The following is an 18933-nucleotide window of genomic DNA, read 5'->3' as shown; positions in this document are numbered from 1 at the left end:
TCATCCGTAAAGATAACATCCTCTTCAGCCTCCCCTATTCTTTACCCCATTTGTTTACGGTATCTAGAATTACAGGACGTGATAAGCCGCCTGTTGCGTCCCACCAATGATCCACAGCACTGCGAAGAGACTGCCTTGCCGTTTCCGCTTCCGGTCTCCCTGCTATATTGACCAGTTCATCGGGATCCTTCTGTAGGTCGTACATCTCTTCCATGTCTTCCTCGTAGTAGTATACATATTTCCACTCCGGCGTCTGGGCGGCACGGAAAGGATGATAGCCCCAATAAGCCTTGTAATGCTCGAAGAAGACGAGTTGATCCGCAGGAGGCTCAGTGAGCCGAAGATGCGGCAGCAGCGAGCCGCCTTCGCATTCGGACGGCACCTGGATGCCTGCGACGTCGAGCAGCGTACCGGTTACAGCCGCGCTGGAAACGAGGTCCGGAATGACGTTACGAGCCGGATTCTCTCCCGGTGCATACAGAATGACAGGCACGTTATATAGCTCCTTATAAGGGAGAACGCCCTTCAGGCGCATTTTATGAGCCCCCTGCATGTCACCATGATCTGTCGTAAACAGGATAATAGTATTTTCCAGCATCCCTTTGGCTTCGAGCTTGCTCATTAGGCGCCCCAGGTTGTCATCCATGAGCTTCAGCATGGAACGGTAGTGCTGGGCATCTCTGCGGACAATTTCTTCCGTCATGGCGGATTCGCCCGTCTGGGACCGTATCAGCTGAAATTCCGGCTTAGTCGACAGGTCGTCCTTGTAATAGCTGCTCGTAATAGGCATTTCAGACTTCGGGAACTGCTCTGCATACTGCTTGATGAGCTCGAAGGGAGGGTCCACCGGCGCATTTGGATGCGGCATAAACCAATTTACTGCCATAAAGAACAGCTTGCTCCCCTCATAGTCGTCCAAATAATTGAGGGCTTTCGTCGTTGTCAGCGCATCCCTGTGGCTATGAAACCGCGGATCGGGATTGGCTACGCCCAGTTCGAAGCCGTCGGTCCGATAATCGGTAATTTGGAATTCATGGTCGGCTGGAGATAATCCTAAATGCCATTTTCCTAAATATACAGTTTCATATCCGGCGCGGTTAAATTCCTTGGCAATGCCCCACTCTTGCGGATCCAACACATGGCCGATATTGTTGACGCCTACCTGATGAGGGAATTTCCCTGTCATCCAGCTAGCCCTGGAAGGTGAGCATTGGGCGGACGTCGAGATCACGCCGGTAAACCGTACGCCTCGTTCCACCAGCTTATCCAGGTTCGGGGTGTGATAGCTGGAATTGACACAGCCCATCGCATCTACTTTTTGTTGATCGGTTGTAATCATAATGACGTTTTTCATGGCGATTGCCTCCTATTAAATAGATGCCACCCATATGCTTTGTTGATCTGATTCGGATAGCCTTTCCTTCCGTCTGATACGTTGACATTAATCTATGGCTTCATCATAATGAAACTGTCCCGGGAAGTCTTTACACAATTTTCTGATTTCCGATACAAGCGGGAGATGACAAAAAGGCCGTCCACCGGCAATTTGCCAGTTGAACAGCCTGTTATAGCTTTGAAGCTTCAGATGCCCATCCCTTTCCGATATTCGTTCGGGGATAGTCCGGTTACATTTTTGAAAACACGATTAAAATACGGCATTGAGGAAAAACCCACCATATCGGCAATCTGATATATTTTCAAATCGGGCTCCAGCAGCAGCTGCTTCGCTTTGTCGATGCGGATTTTATTCAGGTAATTGACGAAGGAGTCGCCCAAGTATTGCTTGAAGAGCGCGCTGAAATGGGAGACGCTAAGGCCGACATAGTCTGAGATTTGCGATAAGCTGATCTCCTGCATATAGTTTTTTTCGGCAAAGTCGCACGCTTTCTTGATCACAAGTCTGAAGGACCGTTTGTTATGCTGCTGCTGACCAAACTGGCACCAGCTTTCGATCAAGGCTTGAATCAGCTTTTTGAGCGATTCTTCCGTCGTCTCCAGAGGTGCAGCTGTTTTCACATATTCCGGATACGTATATTCGAGGAGATCGTTCAACTTACCGGCAAAAATCCGAAGCAGTCCTAGCCGGAGCTTGGATGGCTGTTTTTGTCTTTGACAATGGATTGCACCAGCTGGACTTGCTCCGTCATAAGCTGCTGTACATCCATCGCCGGCATGCGCTCCAAAAAGTTGTGAATGTTCATCAACTGATCGCGAGCAGGATTAAGCCTCTCGAGCCTTTGCAAAGACCGCTCCAACGCTTCCTTCAGCACGTCCTCTCTCACCGGCTTGAGCAAATACTCGGACACCCCGTACCGAATCCCCTGCTGAGCATAAGAGAAGTTATCATATCCGCTAATGACAATGCTGACAAGTGGAAATTTGATCTCATCTATCTTCTTGATTAAGGAAAGCCCGTCCATCTTGGGCATCATAATATCCGTGATCAGTACAGTCGGACACAGCTCCTGAATCAAATTCCAGGCTTCTTCTCCATCGCCGGCTTCACCCGTTACCTTGAATCCTCCGCCGATCCGGTCCACCATCTCCACTATACCGCTGCGAATCCAATGCTCATCTTCCGCTACAAGTACATGGTACATTAAAAGCCCCCCTAGAGGTAATTCCTATAAGTATAACCCTTTAGGCGAAGTAAATAAAGCATACTGCCCTACCATCAGGGCATCTACCGGTGTTCAAGCGGAGCGAGCTTTGAATCGATTAGTAGGGCTGGCACGTTTGGTATTTGCCCCCTGTATATTTTAATATGTTCTATGAAGGTTCTGTCAAAATCCCAATGATCTTAGCCGGAAACGGTATTTCTAAGGGGCAAAGGATTTCACAACCGGTTAGTATCATGGAACCATGACACAGCATGGTCGGACAGTTTCATTTCGCCCGTCCCGTCCAACGTAGACGAATATAATGCTTTGTCCTTGTCTTTTACATAGTAAAGATAAAGGAAGAGTCTCCTAGGACTCCTCCTTATTGAATTGAAGAATTGATTAAAAACTTATTTAGTCACTGCTTTCTGACCTGCTCCATACGCTTCTTGATAGCTCTCAATAAGCAAACCATAGTTAGGAACCCGCTCTGCATAAATAGCAGCGAACTTGTCCGCATCCGAACGATTCCATGTTCTCTGTACTTCAGCTACTAAAGAAACAGTATCAACGGGAACCGCCCCAGCTTGTACGATTCGAGTTAATGTAATATCCGATGACATCTTACTGTATGTTCCAGATGCGTCTATGACACTATATACTTTATAGCCGGCTTTCAGTGCGCTTAATGTAGGAAAAGTCATACAAACACTGGACCATGTACCCGCGATGATGAGTGTTTTCTTACCGGTAGCTTCTACTGCCTTTACAAAGTCAGGATCGTCCCATGCATTGATTTCTCCGTGACGCGGTACAAATGTTGCATGAGGTAGATCTTTGACTTCAGGAATTAGAGGCCCATTCGGACCATCCGGAACAGAAGCAGTCGTGATTACAGGGATGTTTGCCAGCTCAGCCATTTTGGCAAGTGTTTTAACGTTTCCACGAACTGTAGGAACATCAAGATCTTTGACGGTTTGGAACAAGCCGCTTTGAGGATCTACAAGAAGCAAAGCTGTATCATTTGGATCAATGAGTGCTGATTGCTGTTGATTTTGTGCATTATCATTTGACTTTGCACTGACCGTCGATACTGCGTTAGATCCAAGAACAATACCCGCTCCGATAGTTAAAACAAGGGCTGTCGCCATCAATTTTTTCATGTGTTTCATAAATAACCTCTCCCTTAAATTGTAATTTATAAGTTCTAACAAACGACTACTAAAAAGATAAAATCTTCGGAACTTATCGCACTTATGAAATTGAAAATATATAGAATTCCCTTGCCTGATTAAATTATCATCATGGTCACCCCTTACTCATTATTTTTAGTAAGTCGCTATATTAAAATTATAAACTTTATCTCATTTCTGTAAAGAACGCACATTAATGTGCCATAGTAATCAAAATGTTACTGTGGTTCAAATGTGGAATTTAGTAAGGTACTATAATATAATAAGTTTATTGTATAACAAGTTAATATGAGAGGTTTAACGGTATGAAAGTTAATCCGATAGATTGCAAAATGTCCGTTGCCTTGGATATAATCGTAGGTAAATGGAAGCCAATTATTATTCAGCATCTTATTCATAGTGAAACACTCCGGTTTAATGAAATTAAAAATTTGATACCTGATATTTCCCAGAGGATTCTTACGTTGCAATTACGCGAATTAGAAGAGCAAGACATCATTCAACGAGTGATCTATCCTCAAGTTCCACCAAAAGTAGAATACTCACTTACAGCGCACGGTAAAAAACTGGACGCGTTAATGGATAGCTTACATTATTGGGGGCTTTCACATTTAAAGCACATGGAAGAAAAAGAGAAGAACGTTATAATAGGTAACCAACCATAATTAGAAATAAAAGAAAGAGGCAATGAAAAGCTGCTGCTAAACCAAATAAATTTATTTGGTTTAGCAGCATAATCAATCTTCCCGACCTCGGTAGATTGACACTGTATTGGAACAAGAAATAGTAACGAAACGTGTGTACCATCAGACGATGGGGTGAGTGGCGTAAAGTAAAACTTTCTTCAGCTCTGCGTCTGCGAGCAACCAGTAGAGTTCCTGCTCTGTGCTGCAGATTACAATGCGCCCAGCTACATCGACGAACATATCATTCACCTGCTCGGGTTCCAGCGTAACGACCTGCCCGCTGTTCTTATGAATTGCATGGTACATACTGACTCGCCCCCATAAGGGTATTACTACCATTGTACTAATTTCCTGACGGTGGTGAACCCGCGTGATTGTGGAAATGTATCCACAATGTGGGTATAACAATTTGCTCAAATTCGGCATCCTCATGAATGAAGTCGCAAACTTCGCAGAGCGAAATTGGTCTTAAACCCTTGATAAATAAAGCTGTACTAGGATAATGATTTATCTCTTGCAAAAATAGAAAAACACCGCTTCCGTTTGGTATAGTGATTGTGTCGAGCAACCCACTACCACACAGAAGAGGTGTCCATTATATGATAGAGCAAAAAGAGCCCTGCAATCAACTACCAAAAGAAATTAAACCAGCTTTTAAAGAGCTTCAAGTGCTTAAGCATTTAAAAGACGCGAAAATCAACAAGAATCTACTAGATAAGCCGCTACTTTAGCTAATCGTGAAGCGTAACCCCATTCGTTATCGTACCATGTTGCAACGGATAGGAGTTCTCCCTGTACTTGCGTCAGAGGAAGGTCAATGATGGAGAAATGGGAATCACCTACGATACGGGAAGAGGCCCATTCACCTTCTAAAACATCCAAGACTCCCTCCAGCGTTTATAGTTAGTATCCACTTCGAAAAGAGCGGCAAGCGTCGCTTAGCCATCCATAATTTAAATGCCAAATTCATCCGGAATATACTCGATCCGAGACTCGGCGAAAATAGTAATCTGCTTGAGCTGATCGTCGTACGTGACAGAACCTTCTTTAACATAAAACCAAATTTTTTTCGCAGATTGATCATCATATTCCCGAAATAGAAACACATTCAATTCCTGTTTCCAACGGAGAATCTCATGAATATCCACGTCCTGTGTAATGATTAGAGCAATTCTCCAGCCCTGACCCATACGTATCACCGAATATTCCATGGGTTGTTGTTCGGTATGAATAAATGTCCTACCTCCAACCGAATGCCTAACCACAAGTACCTCTTTCATACAAACCCTCCTATTCATTCTTATGGAAGGTCAATCAGCATTAGAAATGCATCTTCCTCCGCTATAATGCTCAACTGAGCCAAAGATTCGATTCGAGCCGTATCCCCTTCACCTAACCGAGTATCATTTACAGTGAGTCGTCCCTCAATGACGAAAAGGAATATCCGGCGTCCATCTTCCTGCCGAAAAGTAATATCTTTATCTTTATCCAATCTGCATAAATAGAGAGTTAGGTCTTGATGGATTTTAACAATCTGCTCTGATCCCTGCGGATCAACGATGGGGAGCAAGGCATTCTTTAACTTCTCTGAATTGTACCTACGGGTTTCATAGGAAGGATCTAATCCCCGTACATTTGGCATGAACCAAATTTGAAGAATTCTCATCGGTTCAGTCTGCGAAGCGTTGTATTCGGCATGAACGACTCCGGCCCCCGCGCTCATTCGCTGTACTTCCCCAGTTGTTGTTACTTCCATATTACCCAAGTTATCTTCATGACGGACGGACCCTGAAAGTACGATTGTCAATATCTCCATATCGCTGTGCGGGTGGGCACCAAATCCTTTGCCAGGATCTACGTCATCGTCATTGCATACTCGCAAAACCCCAAACCCGGTGTTATCGGGGTCATAGTAATTGCCGAACGAGAAGCTTAGACGGCTGCGCAGCCATCCCTGATCTACGTTAAACCGGGAATCGGCCGGGAATACTTGGATCATTTTAGAACTCCCCTTATCAGCTATTTAAATTGATTAAAACTAACAAACTCACGAACGGGTTTACGATAACCTCGAGGCCGCTGTTTGGATGTATCCTCCTTACCTATTGCAACCAATAGGACAGGCACATATCGATCAGGAATGTGGAGTGCTGACCGCATCAATTCAGGATCAAAACCGATCATTGGACATGTATCCCAACCTTTTTCCTTTGCGGCGAGCATAAATAACTGTGCGGATAAGGAAGCGTTACGAATCGCCTCATCCCGCATAAAGCTTTCCCCTCTATCTTCATAAAATTTTGTAACCGATTCGATAGTCATATTGTATTCTTGTTTATTAATGACTCCTAGATTAAGAAATCCTTCATTTATTCTTGCTGCATCCTTATAAGCATCCATGGTGCCAAGCACTAGAATTGCTGCCGATGCCGATTGGACCTTATACTGTTTAAATGCAGCTTGATATACGTCTTCTTTGACATCGGGGTCATTCACCACTACATAATGAGTATGCTGTAAATTAAATGCCGAAGGTCCAAATTTTACAACATTAAAAATCTCGTCAAGATCTCGTTCAGATATTTCTTTTCCTGGGATAAATTTATTTGCAGATCTTCGCTCTTTAACCACTGAAATAAAATCGGTCAATTGAACACGCTCCTTCCCTTTATATATTTTGAATTCTTCATTAAATTCTTCATTCATTCCTTTTTTCTGAATCCATCACACGTACTTGGATAGGTGATAAACCTTTTTCGATTTCTGCACGGTTAGCCTCAAACCATTCCGGAAGCATCAGTTTTTCACCTAATACATCTGGCTGCTCATCAACTGCAAATCCGGGTGGATCCGTGGCGATTTCAAACAGTATGCCGCCTTCTTCACGAAAGTAAATCGCATTGAAATATTGCCGGTCGGTAATGGGTGTAGGATGAAGACCGTGTTGCTCAACATGAGTTCTCCATGAAGCATGATCTTCATTATCCTTTGCGCGCCATGCAATATGATGAACCGTACCGGCTCCACTTATGCCCCACCCCATTACCGCGATGTTTACGTCAATAACATTACCAATACTTCCCTTCGATTTATAGCGAATAAAGTCTTCTTCTTGTTCCACCTTTTGAAGACCTAAGACCTGCTCTAGTACATTCATCGTTTTTTCAGGAGCGGTACTATAAAGGACAGCGCCGCCAAAACCTTTGATAGCTTTATCTATTGAAACACCACCGAACGACCAATGACTCAAATCCCCTTCCTCGCGCTCCACAATCTCTAGCTGTAAACCATCCTGATCTGAAAATGTTAAGTAATTCTCACCAAACCTCGTCGTTATAGAATAAGGAACATTAAAGCTTTCTAAGCGCTCTTTCCAAAAATCGAGTGCACCTAAAGGAACGACATATGTCGTTATACCGACCTGTCCTCCACCAATGCGCCCTTTACGACCAAGTTCACATGGAAAGAATGTGATTATGGTACCTGGACTACCTGCTTCATTACCGAAATACAAATGGTAAACGTCCGGGGCGTCGAAGTTGATCGTTTTTTTTACAAGTCTCAGACCTAGTACCCCTGCATAAAAGTCTACATTTTTTTGCGCATTCTTTACAAAAGCCGTTATATGGTGTATCCCTTCTGTTTGTTTTTCCATTTTGCAAACACTCCTTTTATTACTTTTAATTGTTTATGTCCTATCATATTGAAATTATTCGTCATGAACAATTCCATTATTTCTATAGCATGTATAGCCAAAAACTATATCTTCAAGGGCGAAGCTGATATAAGCAATATCTATACGATTTATAGACAGAATCATATTGATAGTTACTTATCACAGCTTATAAAATAAAGTTAAATAAACTTCCATTTGAAAGAAGTTTAAGTAATTAGGATAATTCCCGGCCGGATGAATTGTTCTTTCTATCATTAACAAGGAGGAAATTCTATGGGAGTACGTTTTTTGAAAATGGCAGTCGTTTATATTTTGCTTGGTATTTGCATCGGTATTTACATGGGAACAACGCTTAACTTTGCATTAACGAGCGTTCACGCCCATACAAATCTTTTCGGGTGGGCAACATTAGCACTTTGCGGATTCACGTATCTTCGTTTTCCCAAAGCAGCAGAATCTCCTCTAGCGAAGTGGCACTTCTGGTTGCAAGGCATCGGCCTCCCCATCATGCTTATTACTCTCACCTTAATGGCCCATGGCTACGCTCCGAATTGGGTTACAACGTTAAAACGTATTGGTGAAGCAGTAGCAGGAACGGGTATCTTGGTTTTTGCTATCAATGTTTTTACAAACGTGAAAGCAATGGATGTTCAAAATAACCAAAAGCATGATGTTTCCTTGTAATACTCAGATACGTTCTTAATAAGGCGGGGGGTGAGGCGGTATGCCTGCAGGAATCCTTAAGGATGATGATGCTCAAAAAGTAGCGACTTGGTTAGCAGAACATAAATAAACAAATGGAAAAAAGCAGAAGATCAAGGGGTGGTATTTTGGTTAACGAACCGTTGTCCAAATCGTCAAATTTCTCATTCATTACCGGTATCATTTTCTGGTGTGCATTAGTTGTAGTGTCGTGTACGTATTTAACGATTCCATTAATAACGATTATTTCAGATGCATTCAAGGTGTCGTCTTCTCAAGCTGCTTGGGCCGGCAGTGCTTTTTCGTTTGCCTTTGCAGGTGGAGGTCTGTTCTTTGGAGTTTTATCCGATCGTTTTGGACGAAAAAAAATGATGTTGTCAGGGTTAATATTGCTCACTGTAATAACGCCTCTAATCGGAAGTGTCAGCAGCTTTTCTTGGCTCGTTGCCCTTCGAGCCTTCCAAGGTCTGGCGGCGTCCATGTTCCCTCCGTCTGTCTTGGCCTACGCAATGGAAATGTTTCCGATTAAAAGAAGAGTAACCATTATTGGATTCATTAGTACGGCGTTTTTAATGGCCACTATCGTTGGACAAATATATAGCAGCTATATTGTTTTATACTTGAGTTGGTCTTATGTTTTCTATATTCTTTTTGCGGTGTATTTAATTTCCTCTATCTTGATTGCCTTTATTCCAAAGGATAAAACACAACAACCAGAGGGTAGCTTCTTTTCTGCCTTTTTGCGAATAGGCTATATTTTCAAAAGGAAGGGTTTGCCTCTTTGCTATATCATTTCTGCTACGCTCTTTATTTCGCTTGTCGGTTTTTTTACGACACTTGGAAGTTATTTAAACAGTTCACTCTTCGGATTAAGTCACCAAGATATTCTCTGGGTCCGTGCGGTTGGTATTATCGGAATGCTAGTAGCACCGTTTGATGGAAGATTGGTCGCGAAAATGGGAGTCAAAAACGTTTTATGGTGTGGATTGATCTTTGCTGGAATCGGCTTGGGCTTGTTAGGCCTCTGGCCTAACCTCATTTTTTTAGTTTCGATGAGCGTCGTGTTTATTATTGGAATTGCTATGGCTCTTCCTGCATTGATCTCACTAATTGGTCACATTGCGGGGGAGATCCGGGCGATCGCGGTTTCGTTCCACATGTTTATGGTGTTCATAGGTGCATCACTTGGGCCGATTCTTTCAATTTATCTGATCAATCAACGAGGCTATTTATTCTCTTTTGAAGTATTAGCTGGATTGTTGTGTTTGAGCTTGATTGTCCCCTTTTTTATTCGTTTAGAAGAACCACGCAGTTACTCAGCATCATCCCAAAACGAGACCTATGCGAACTCGGCGAAATGATTCGGGATCGTACCCGGTAAATCCGATTCACCATGGCTCGTCGTTATACTCATTTATTACTTTGGAGGTTTGTACATGGAAACCAAAAATGGCCATTTAACTACAAGTTGGGGCGCTCCCGTTGGAGATAACCAGAACTCCATGACTGCCGGCTCACGCGGTCCAACCCTTATTCAAGACGTCCACCTTCTGGAAAAGCTTGCTCATTTCAACCGGGAACGCATCCCCGAACGTGTTGTTCATGCCAAAGGTGCCGGAGCACACGGATATTTTGAAGTAACCAACGATATTTCCGCCTATACAAAGGCCCGCTTTTTGTCTGAGGTTGGCAAACGTACACCGGTATTTATACGCTTCTCCACGGTAGCAGGTGAACTGGGATCTGCAGATACCGTACGTGACCCACGCGGCTTTGCTGTAAAGTTCTATACAGAAGAAGGAAACTATGATTTGGTGGGCAATAACACGCCTGTTTTCTTCATTCGGGATGCCATTAAATTTCCGGATTTCATTCATACCCAGAAACGCCACCCTCAAACTCATCTAAAAAACCCCAATGCTGTTTGGGATTTCTGGTCCTTGTCTCCCGAATCCTTGCATCAAGTCACTATCTTGATGTCCGATCGTGGTATTCCTGCGACTCTCCGTCATATGCATGGCTTCGGAAGCCATACGTTTAAGTGGGTCAATGCGGACGGACAAGGCATTTGGGTCAAATATCATTTTAAAACGGAACAAGGCGTGAAGAACCTGGATGTCGAGCTGGCCGCCAAGCTGGCCGGTGAAAACCCAGATTATCATACCGAGGATTTGTTTAATGCCATAGACAAAGGTGACTTTCCCGCATGGAAGCTGTATGTACAAATGATGCCGCTGGAGGATGCAAAGACGTACCGTTTCGATCCTTTCGATGTAACGAAAGTGTGGTCGCAGAAGGATTACCCTCTTATCGAGGTTGGACGCATGGTTCTCAACCTAAACCCGGACAATTATTTTACCGAAGTTGAGCAAGCAACCTTCTCCCCTGGGGCGTTCGTACCTGGTATTGAGGCTTCGCCGGATAAAATGCTGCAAGGCCGTCTATTCGCCTATGCCGATGCTCATCGCTATCGGGTTGGCACGAACCATAATACACTGCCTATCAATAAACCTATCTTCGAAGTGAATAACAACCAACGTGACGGACAGATGCGTTCCGATCGTAATGGGGGAAACTCGATATACTATGAACCAAACAGTTATGGCGGAGCTGCCGAATCGGAAACGTACAAGACAGCCCCGTTTGAAATAACCGGTTCAGCCGATAGCGTCCCATATGACCAGGATGATCATTACACTCAAGCCGGCGACCTGTATCGATTGCTTAGTGTAGAAGAACGCGGACGATTAGTATATAACATAGTAAATGCTATGAAGCCGGTGGAGAAAGATGAAATCAAACTCCTTCAAATCTCTCACTTCTATCAAGCAGATCCCGAATGGGGACAAGCGATCGCCGAGGGGCTTGGTTTGAGAGTTCCACAACTGACTTAATACGATCCGTCAAAAAGAGAGTAGTTCACACAGCAAATGATAGCTGGGGAACTGTTCTTTTTTTTGTTGAAGGAACTCTCCATTGCACTAGCCAGTTAAATTTTTGGCTCTTCTTTCTCGTGCACCAGCTTTAACGGAGTTACGTCATTACCTTCAGGGTCGACAACGGATACGCTTAACATGGTAGACAAAACTTGGCCTCTAATAAGCCGCAAATACTCTTGACGCAATGCTGCTTGTTCAGCTTTCTCCTCTTCCGTCAAACCATTTATTCGTTGTTTCCTGCTCAGCTGGTTAATACGCCCAAGAATAGGGATCATTTTCATCACCTCAATGACAATAGTTCAAACTTATACTTTCTCACATTATAAGGAGAAGACCTTCAAGAAAGGTAGCTTTTTAAGGCTGCTCTCTTTCAGGTCTTCCAGCAATCCATTATTTTTTTGGGAAATTATCCTAAGTACGATTTCAACATCCATACATGCTTTTCCAGGGAGCTATGAATTACCAAAAGCATATCCCCAGTTGTCTCATCGCCTTCACGGTCAGCAATACTCATACCCTCTTTAAGCTCACTCACAATGATCCCAAAATCAGCAACAAGCGTACGGACCATCTCATTTGCATTCTCATTGCCTGCTGCATCTTTTAATGTAGCTTTTTCGATAATTTCATGAAGTGTCGCTACCGGACTACCGCCTAATGCCAGCAGACGCTCGGCAAGATTGTCCACATGAAGTGCAGCTTCCGTATAAAGTTCTTCGAACTTCAAATGCAAAGTGAAGAACTGCCCCCCTCTAACATACCAGTGATAGTTATGAAGTTTGGTGAACAACAGACTCCAGTTAGCGATCTGGGTGTTAAGCACTTCCGTTAGTTTTTCTGTCATCAAAAAGCTCCTTTCGAATTTAGCAACATTTCCAACTATAAGCTTAGGCTATACGAAATATAGTCAGATCGATATTGATCTTTTAATCTAAGCTCGAGGAGCGCTTTCAAACTTACCTTTATGAGTCAAGTCGCAGAACGGTTTCTGACTGGATAAACCGCACCGGCAAAGAATAAAACTTTCCTTGGTTTCAAAACGGTTGCCCACCGCATCCACCATTTCTACTTTGCCTGTAATACGCAATGGCCCATTATCGTTTACTTTGATCGTAACTTCAGACATGATGATCTCGCCCCTATTGGATTATTTTGGTGAAACATACTTAGAAAACGAAGCAATCCAGGTCACAGAAGCCACTGCCATGGTGATGGTTGCATCCATGATGATGGTGCGCCTTTTGAGGTGCCTGAACTCCCGCTCCGCCGCCTCCGTAATTTGTTCCATTGTAGTAGCCTCCAAAGATATTATGCGGAGACCAGTCTGGACTTGCTTGGGGAGCTGGCGGCGACAATGACTGAAATTCGTTAGTACCATAGACAATCTTGCCTCCTACAACAGTGAAGACAGATTCAATTTTTTTAATAGCTTCTTCGGAGACAAGAAAGAAGTTATCAGAAAGAATCGATAAATCAGCATATTGACCCGCTTTGATTTGCCCTTTCACATTTTCTTCCTTGGAAAACCATGCATTTCCTGATGTATACATGCGAAGCGCTTCATGCCTCTCTACACGATTGGAAGCAGGGTACAAGATTAGCCCGCCAAGTGTCTTCCCCGTCACTAACCAGTATAAGGCAACCCAAGGATTATAACTGGCTACTCTGGTAGCATCTGTCCCTACCCCAACACGCAATCCGGATTTAATCATCTTGGTAATCGGAGGCGCATTTTCTGCTGCTTCGGCCCCGTATCGATCGACGAAATATTCACCTTGAAAAGCCATTCGGCTTTGAACGGCGATCGAACCGCCTAATGCAACAACTCGCTCCAAATCCTTCTCCTGGATTGTTTCGGCATGATCCAAAATCCAGCGCAAGTCTTTGAAGGGAACCTCTTTGTTCACGCGTTCAAATACATCGAGAAAACGTGTGATGGATTCTCCATAAGTGGCATGAAGACGAAATGGCCAACGTTGCTCTACGAGATGCTGGGTAACTCCGAAAAGCTCATCTTCCAGTACAGCTGGAAGTTCTGGACGAGGTTCTACAAAATCTTCAAAGTCTGCTGCGCTATAAACAAGCATTTCACCTGCTCCGTTATGACGATAGTAGGAGCTGCCCGTATACGGCTGCGTTGTAGCAGTCCATGCTTTAAAATCACTCAGTTCATTCTTGGGATGCTGGGTGAATAAATTATACGCCGTACGAACTGTAATCTCTCCACGCTTATCAAGCTCATCAAAAACCTGATAATCATCGGGATAGTTCTGAAAGCCCCCGCCAGCGTCAATCACGCTTGTGACTCCCAATCGATTCAATTCTCTCATGAACAATCGGGTTGAATTTATTTGATCCTCGTATGAAAGCTTCGGTCCTTTCGCTAAGGTCGCATACAAAATAGTAGCATTAGGTCTAGCGATGAGCATTCCTGTTGGATTCCCTTGGCTATCCCTTTGGATTTCTCCACCTGGCGGATTCGGCGTATCTTTCGTATATCCGATGACTCGCAAGGCCGCTTTATTCAAAAAAGCCTGACGGTAAAGATTGAGGATAAATACCGGTGTATGCGGAGCAATTCGATTGATTTCATCCAAAGTTGGCATTCGGCGTTCCACGAATTGGAATTCTGTCCAGCCGCCAACAACACGAACCCAGTGAGGTGCTGGCGTACGATCCACCTGCTTTTTCAGCATCCGCAAGGCATCCGCTACGGATGGCACTCCATCCCATCGAAGCTCGAGATTATAATTGAGACCGCCTCGAATAAGATGAATATGAGAATCGTTCAAACCTGGAATTAACATTCGTTTGTTGGCGTTTACAACTTGCGTGGAAGGTCCAACATATTTCATGATTTCGGCATCGTCCCCCACCGCCAGGAAATGGTCGCCTTTAACTGCAACTGCTGTGGCTGCTGGATTAGCATCGTCCATCGTCACGATGTGGGCATTATGAATGACTAGACTTGCTTCAACAATCGTCGGTTTCTCAGACATGATTTTGTTCTCCTTTGTCATTTATTAGGTGTTATTTACGGCTTAACCAAAGTTGTATCCAAGGCATCAACCGTTGTCCTGAAAACATTCCTAAGAGACCAAGTAATCCCAAAAAGGGCGGCGCCGGAGAGGGGATCTTCAGCAATTGAAAAATAACGCCAATGACGATACCTGTAGCTAAAGCGAGAAGCCGTGAACCCCACAAACTAACTTTCCTCCTTCAATCCAGTCATTAATGATGTTCTTTGTTCAATCATTTACCTTCTATTTAAGTTTATAAGTCAGGATTCTTTCTATCAATAAGGCTTTCTCTATAACAACCATAGGAATCACTTATACATTATTTTTATTTTATAATCTATAGTTTTTACCTATGGGCTATATAGAAAAATGAAGATTGTTCATCCGTTTGCATTTCAATAGACTTGTTATATGCAGCAGGTTCAGGTTCTCATATTTGTGGATCTGTTGTAATCATAAATAGAAAGTAGGGATTTTTATATGTTTAACGACAAGTCCGATTTACTAACTGCTGAGAACTCCGCTATTATTCTAGTTGACCATCAGCCTCAAATGCTTTTTGGCGTACAAAGCGCAGATCGCCAAACGATTATTAACAATACGGTTGGACTGGCTAAAACAGCTAAAGTTTTCAATGCTCCAATTATTCTTACAACGGTTGCTGCTGAATCGTTTTCTGGCCCTATTCATCCGCACATTCAGGCTGTATTTCCTGATCAAAAGCCGATTGACCGAACAACAATGAACTCCTGGGAAGACAAAAACTTCGTGGAAGCAGTGAAGAAAACAGGGCGCAAGAAGCTGATTATGGCAGCACTGTGGACAGAAGTTTGCCTTGCTTTCCCTACAGTTTCAGCCATTAATGATGGATATGAAGTATACATCGTAACGGATGCTTCAGGCGGGACGACGACGGAAGCGCATAACATGTCCGTTCAACGCATGATTCAAGCAGGAGCCATTCCCGTGACTTGGCTATCTGTTCTTCTTGAGTATCAGCGCGATTGGGCGCGTCAAGAAACGTATGATGCCGTTCTGGAGATTGCTATGCAACACAGTGGCGCCTACGGTGCGGGTATTTTTTATGCTCAAACAATGTTTGGGGGCCACGGAGGGTAACCTATTCATCCAAAAAAGATAGTCAATTTATTTTGACTGTCTCAGCTTAACCAAAACCAATTCGAAAGGAAATATGAAAATGGCTAAATTAACAGTAGGAACAGAAAACGGGCAACCCATTGAATTATATTTTGAAGATCTTGGCGCAGGCAAACCTGTCGTTTTGATCCATGGCTGGCCACTGAGCGGGCGCTCGTGGGAGAGTCAAGTTCCAGCACTCATCGATGCAGGTTACCGCGTGATTACATATGACCGCCGTGGATTCGGACAATCCTCCCAACCGTGGAACGGTTACGACTATGATACGTTTGCGGCGGACCTTCATAAGCTAATCGAATATCTGGACCTTAAGGACGTGACACTGGTCGGATTTTCGATGGGTGGCGGAGAGGTCGCTCGTTACGTTGGTACATATGGAACAAGTCGTGTCAAAAAAGCCGTGTTGGCTGCTGCAATTCCGCCGTTCTTCTACAAATCCGATGAGCATCCGGAAGGTGGTCTGGATGAAGGCACCATTCAGGGCTTCCAAGACGGTTTGAAAAAAGACCGCATCGCCTTCCTTGACGGCTTCACTCACAATTTCTTTAAAGCGGGGGATAGAACCGATCTGGTCAGTGAGTCCTTCCGTGTTTACAACCTTGATATTGCTTCTTACGCTTCACCAAAAGGGACGCTGGATTGCGTTGATGCCTTCGGCCGTACGGATTTTCGTGGCGATTTGGCTAAATTTGATATTCCATTGCTTGTTATCCATGGCGATTCCGATGCGATTGTGCCGCTTGAAGTAAGCGGTAAACTTTCCAACGAAGCTGTTGCAGGTAGTCAACTCGTCGTAATTGAAGGTGGACCGCATGGCTTGAACGCGACTCACCCTGAACAATTCAATATCGCTTTGATTAACTTCCTTAAAAACTAAATTGTATGAAGAGGCTATCCTAAAAGTAACAATTATAGAAGGTTCGGGGCAGATCTCATCGTAAAAAAGTGAATATTTGAAATGAAAAAGGGAGCTAAGCGGCCTATTTGCTCTTAGCTCTTTCGTTTTTGGCATCCACTACTGCTTTCTTCAGCAGATTGTGGGAAAGCGAAAGCCACCCGACCTCCAGACTTACTTTGGGTAAGCCTCGAAACAGAAACCTTTTGAATCCACGGTTACTAGGATAATGATTTATCTCTTGCAAAAATAGAAAAACACCGCTTCCGTTTGGTATAGTGATTGTGTCGAGCAACTCACTACCACACAGAAGAGGTGTCCTTTATATGAAAGAGCAAAAAGAGCCCTGCAATCAACTACCAAAGGAATTTATCGATTGGCGAGCGCCTCACCTTCAGCTGCGGTGCAGCTCTTTCGCGCAAATATGAATTCCTCCCCGCCGTATCGGGCAAACAGCTCTCCGGCCTGCAGTTGCGTTTGGCAAGCCCGGACCACATGTACAAGCAGTTGGTCCCCTGCGAAATGACCGTAGGTGTCATTGATTTTTTTAAAATAATCGACGTCCATTATAATAACCGTGAATGCCTCGCCGTCCCGCCTTGCTTCAGCAAACATTTGATTTTGGTGCCGCTTGGCAGATACATAAAAGCAAAGATACAAGTTCAATACGCCTGACGTACAAGGCTGCCCGTTTATTGAAAAAGGGCAGCTGACCGTTCTGGCCAGCTGCCTTAAACTTTGCTTGAGTTATCGTTTTCCGTCGTTATCTGGAAGTCTTTAACTGGTTTAGGATTCGAATATCGTTTTTCTACCGGTTTTAGGTGTAATCGCATGATTTGAGGGTTCTGTTAAGTTCAGAGCAATCTTAGCTCATCTTGGGTTTCAAACAACCTTCGCTGGCTTCGGTATTCCAGCGCTGTGATACCTTCGGTTTCCTTGAATATTCTCGTAAAATGCTTCACATTTTCGAATCCAACCTGATCACTGATTTCGTACACCTTCAAATCGGAGTGCACCAGCAGCTCCTTCGCCTTGTTCAGCCTTAACCGGCGAACATAGTTCGAGAAACTCTCACCGCTATATTCTTGGAAGGCTTGGCTGAAATACGAGTAATTGAGTGAGAAATGGTTGGACACGACCGCCATGTTCAAACGGTCGGCATAATGCGTCTGCAAGTAGGCGAGAACTTTTTGCATCGTATTTTGATCCGTAGGCGCTTGCTCTCTCCAATCTTGGATGAACCGGTCCAGACTATCGAGAAGCTGCTCAACAGCTGCATAATAATGTTCAAAGCGATCGAAATTCGCAATATGTCCAACATGGGCGTACGGCCTTAATAGGCCAAGCACTCTATTTCCGTAGATGCGGAACACCTTGTCGAACACCTCTTCATTGAGCAGCTGGCTGATCCGTTCCAGGTAGCCGATTTCACAGCAGCTAATGATACGAACATCTAGAACTTGATCGAGAAGCTGCTTCATTTCGTTCCCGCGTCCCATTCCCATCAGATTCGATAATCGCCCAATCAACTCAACAGGAACGACATGCCGCTCATTGCGCTCACTTATGCTGGTGTAGTCCAGCACATCGAGTTCTGGAAGCACAATACTGTATTTCAAGGTTTGCTTCACTTGGCTGTATGCCCACCTTACCTGCTCTATCCCTTGAACAGACTCGCTAACCGCGATTCGCAGCTGCGACTCATATACACTCAACCTCCACCGTTCCGCCAACTGGTAGAACATAACCGGATCGCGTGCGAGCATAATCGTTCCGCCTTCTCCATCACGCGTGAGCATCCAATCCATTTGCCCTTGTAACAGTTCTTCGATTTGTTTCTTGAAAGAGGCAGCATCCGTGCTGCTAGGCTGTGATCCTCCACCGCGCCGCGTAAGCAAGCCCAGCGTATATCCTGTATCCAACCAGCAAAAGTCGGCCTGCTTCAGCTTGTTCTCTGTTATCGCGTCATCCACATCCTTCTGGGTCAAATGCTGGGTAACTAGCTCGGCAGCAACAAGTCTGGCATCTTCACGCGACTTGTCTGCTCGTTCTTCTCTCATCCTT

At 44.2% G+C, this 18933-nt stretch carries 23 protein-coding genes and 1 pseudogene; 7 read left to right on the top strand and 17 right to left on the bottom strand.

The genetic code is table 11. The features are described 5' to 3' along the window. Window positions 1-34: 34 nt before the first annotated feature. The 4 genes from AC6RNO_RS05330 to AC6RNO_RS05315 all read right to left on the bottom strand — a co-directional run bounded on the left by AC6RNO_RS05330 (window position 35) and on the right by AC6RNO_RS05315 (window position 3772). Entirely contained in the window at window positions 35-1354 is a 1320-nt protein-coding gene (locus tag AC6RNO_RS05330; RefSeq protein ID WP_488437255.1) for a sulfatase family protein, read from the bottom strand. Window positions 1355-1581: 227 nt separating this feature from the next. After that, complete coding sequence (locus AC6RNO_RS05325; protein WP_497104853.1) at window positions 1582-2052, bottom strand: helix-turn-helix domain-containing protein; 471 nt, start codon at window positions 2050-2052, stop codon at window positions 1582-1584. A 26-nt stretch (window positions 2053-2078) separates the two neighbouring features. Next, on the bottom strand, window positions 2079-2600 hold the full coding sequence (locus tag AC6RNO_RS05320; RefSeq protein ID WP_497104852.1) for a response regulator: 522 nt from the start codon (window positions 2598-2600) through the stop codon (window positions 2079-2081). 410 nt (window positions 2601-3010) lie between these two features. After that, entirely contained in the window at window positions 3011-3772 is a 762-nt protein-coding gene (locus AC6RNO_RS05315; RefSeq protein ID WP_497104851.1) for an isochorismatase family protein, read from the bottom strand. A gap of 326 nt (window positions 3773-4098) precedes the next feature. Between AC6RNO_RS05315 and AC6RNO_RS05310 the strand changes: the two genes are divergently transcribed. Then, window positions 4099-4458, top strand: a complete 360-nt coding sequence (locus AC6RNO_RS05310; protein WP_474679274.1) for a winged helix-turn-helix transcriptional regulator — start codon at window positions 4099-4101, stop codon at window positions 4456-4458. A 141-nt stretch (window positions 4459-4599) separates the two neighbouring features. Here the strand turns inward: AC6RNO_RS05310 and AC6RNO_RS05305 are convergent, their stop codons facing one another. Further along, complete coding sequence (locus AC6RNO_RS05305; RefSeq protein WP_488437252.1) at window positions 4600-4818, bottom strand: hypothetical protein; 219 nt, start codon at window positions 4816-4818, stop codon at window positions 4600-4602. 260 nt (window positions 4819-5078) lie between these two features. Here AC6RNO_RS05305 and AC6RNO_RS05300 point away from each other — a divergent pair, with 260 nt between their 5' ends. Beyond that, complete coding sequence (locus AC6RNO_RS05300; RefSeq protein ID WP_497105022.1) at window positions 5079-5210, top strand: hypothetical protein; 132 nt, start codon at window positions 5079-5081, stop codon at window positions 5208-5210. Window positions 5211-5432: 222 nt separating this feature from the next. Here the strand turns inward: AC6RNO_RS05300 and AC6RNO_RS05295 are convergent, their stop codons facing one another. From AC6RNO_RS05295 to AC6RNO_RS05280, 4 genes are read right to left on the bottom strand one after another with little or no spacing between them, the layout of a single operon-like run. After that, entirely contained in the window at window positions 5433-5759 is a 327-nt protein-coding gene (locus AC6RNO_RS05295) for a hypothetical protein (protein WP_474679276.1), read from the bottom strand. 20 nt (window positions 5760-5779) lie between these two features. Continuing rightward, on the bottom strand, window positions 5780-6478 hold the full coding sequence (locus tag AC6RNO_RS05290) for a pirin family protein (RefSeq protein ID WP_497104850.1): 699 nt from the start codon (window positions 6476-6478) through the stop codon (window positions 5780-5782). A 20-nt stretch (window positions 6479-6498) separates the two neighbouring features. Continuing rightward, window positions 6499-7128: a nitroreductase family protein gene (locus AC6RNO_RS05285; RefSeq protein WP_474679826.1), complete on the bottom strand. Its 630-nt coding sequence runs from the start codon at window positions 7126-7128 to the stop codon at window positions 6499-6501. 49 nt (window positions 7129-7177) lie between these two features. Further along, window positions 7178-8134, bottom strand: a complete 957-nt coding sequence (locus tag AC6RNO_RS05280; RefSeq protein ID WP_474679278.1) for a ring-cleaving dioxygenase — start codon at window positions 8132-8134, stop codon at window positions 7178-7180. A gap of 294 nt (window positions 8135-8428) precedes the next feature. On the opposite strand from AC6RNO_RS05280, the gene AC6RNO_RS05275 reads away from it, so the two are divergent. From AC6RNO_RS05275 to katA, 3 genes are all read left to right on the top strand, one after another. Next, window positions 8429-8839 carry a hypothetical protein gene (locus AC6RNO_RS05275; RefSeq protein ID WP_474679279.1) on the top strand — a complete coding sequence of 137 codons (411 nt, stop codon included), beginning with the start codon at window positions 8429-8431 and terminating at the stop codon, window positions 8837-8839. Between the two features lie 146 nt (window positions 8840-8985). After that, window positions 8986-10218 (top strand): MFS transporter, encoded by a 1233-nt coding sequence (locus AC6RNO_RS05270; RefSeq protein ID WP_497104849.1) that lies wholly within the window; start codon window positions 8986-8988, stop codon window positions 10216-10218. Between the two features lie 75 nt (window positions 10219-10293). After that, window positions 10294-11751 carry a catalase KatA gene (katA, locus tag AC6RNO_RS05265; RefSeq protein WP_474679281.1) on the top strand — a complete coding sequence of 486 codons (1458 nt, stop codon included), beginning with the start codon at window positions 10294-10296 and terminating at the stop codon, window positions 11749-11751. A 95-nt stretch (window positions 11752-11846) separates the two neighbouring features. Here katA and AC6RNO_RS05260 read toward each other — a convergent pair whose 3' ends face one another. From AC6RNO_RS05260 to AC6RNO_RS05240, 5 genes are all read right to left on the bottom strand, one after another. Beyond that, entirely contained in the window at window positions 11847-12071 is a 225-nt protein-coding gene (locus tag AC6RNO_RS05260; RefSeq protein ID WP_474679282.1) for a DUF896 domain-containing protein, read from the bottom strand. A 131-nt stretch (window positions 12072-12202) separates the two neighbouring features. After that, window positions 12203-12640 carry a Dps family protein gene (locus AC6RNO_RS05255; protein ID WP_474679283.1) on the bottom strand — a complete coding sequence of 146 codons (438 nt, stop codon included), beginning with the start codon at window positions 12638-12640 and terminating at the stop codon, window positions 12203-12205. 87 nt (window positions 12641-12727) lie between these two features. Beyond that, window positions 12728-12922 carry a CDGSH iron-sulfur domain-containing protein gene (locus tag AC6RNO_RS05250; RefSeq protein WP_057305706.1) on the bottom strand — a complete coding sequence of 65 codons (195 nt, stop codon included), beginning with the start codon at window positions 12920-12922 and terminating at the stop codon, window positions 12728-12730. A gap of 40 nt (window positions 12923-12962) precedes the next feature. Next, window positions 12963-14795 carry an amidohydrolase family protein gene (locus AC6RNO_RS05245; RefSeq protein ID WP_497104848.1) on the bottom strand — a complete coding sequence of 611 codons (1833 nt, stop codon included), beginning with the start codon at window positions 14793-14795 and terminating at the stop codon, window positions 12963-12965. Between the two features lie 31 nt (window positions 14796-14826). After that, window positions 14827-15000, bottom strand: a complete 174-nt coding sequence (locus tag AC6RNO_RS05240; RefSeq protein ID WP_497104847.1) for a DUF1427 family protein — start codon at window positions 14998-15000, stop codon at window positions 14827-14829. A gap of 296 nt (window positions 15001-15296) precedes the next feature. On the opposite strand from AC6RNO_RS05240, the gene AC6RNO_RS05235 reads away from it, so the two are divergent. Further along, window positions 15297-15935: a hydrolase gene (locus AC6RNO_RS05235; RefSeq protein WP_474679286.1), complete on the top strand. Its 639-nt coding sequence runs from the start codon at window positions 15297-15299 to the stop codon at window positions 15933-15935. Window positions 15936-16014: 79 nt separating this feature from the next. Beyond that, the gene (locus AC6RNO_RS05230; protein ID WP_474679287.1) at window positions 16015-16851 is read left to right on the top strand and encodes an alpha/beta fold hydrolase; all 837 of its coding nucleotides are present in this window, start codon (window positions 16015-16017) and stop codon (window positions 16849-16851) included. Between the two features lie 103 nt (window positions 16852-16954). Here AC6RNO_RS05230 and AC6RNO_RS05225 read toward each other — a convergent pair. From AC6RNO_RS05225 to AC6RNO_RS05215, 3 genes and pseudogenes are all read right to left on the bottom strand, one after another. Then, window positions 16955-17092, bottom strand: a pseudogene (locus tag AC6RNO_RS05225) (transposase); the annotation flags it as partial. A 146-nt stretch (window positions 17093-17238) separates the two neighbouring features. Further along, window positions 17239-17484 (bottom strand): GGDEF domain-containing protein, encoded by a 246-nt coding sequence (locus tag AC6RNO_RS05220; RefSeq protein WP_474679288.1) that lies wholly within the window; start codon window positions 17482-17484, stop codon window positions 17239-17241. Between the two features lie 239 nt (window positions 17485-17723). Next, window positions 17724-18933: helix-turn-helix domain-containing protein (locus tag AC6RNO_RS05215; protein ID WP_497104846.1), on the bottom strand; the 1210-nt coding region annotated here is incomplete at its 5' end.

This window comes from Paenibacillus sp. sgz302190 (genome assembly GCF_059820445.1).
The sequence above is the reverse complement of the archived record's forward strand: the minus strand, read 5'-3'. Positions and strand labels throughout refer to the sequence as shown.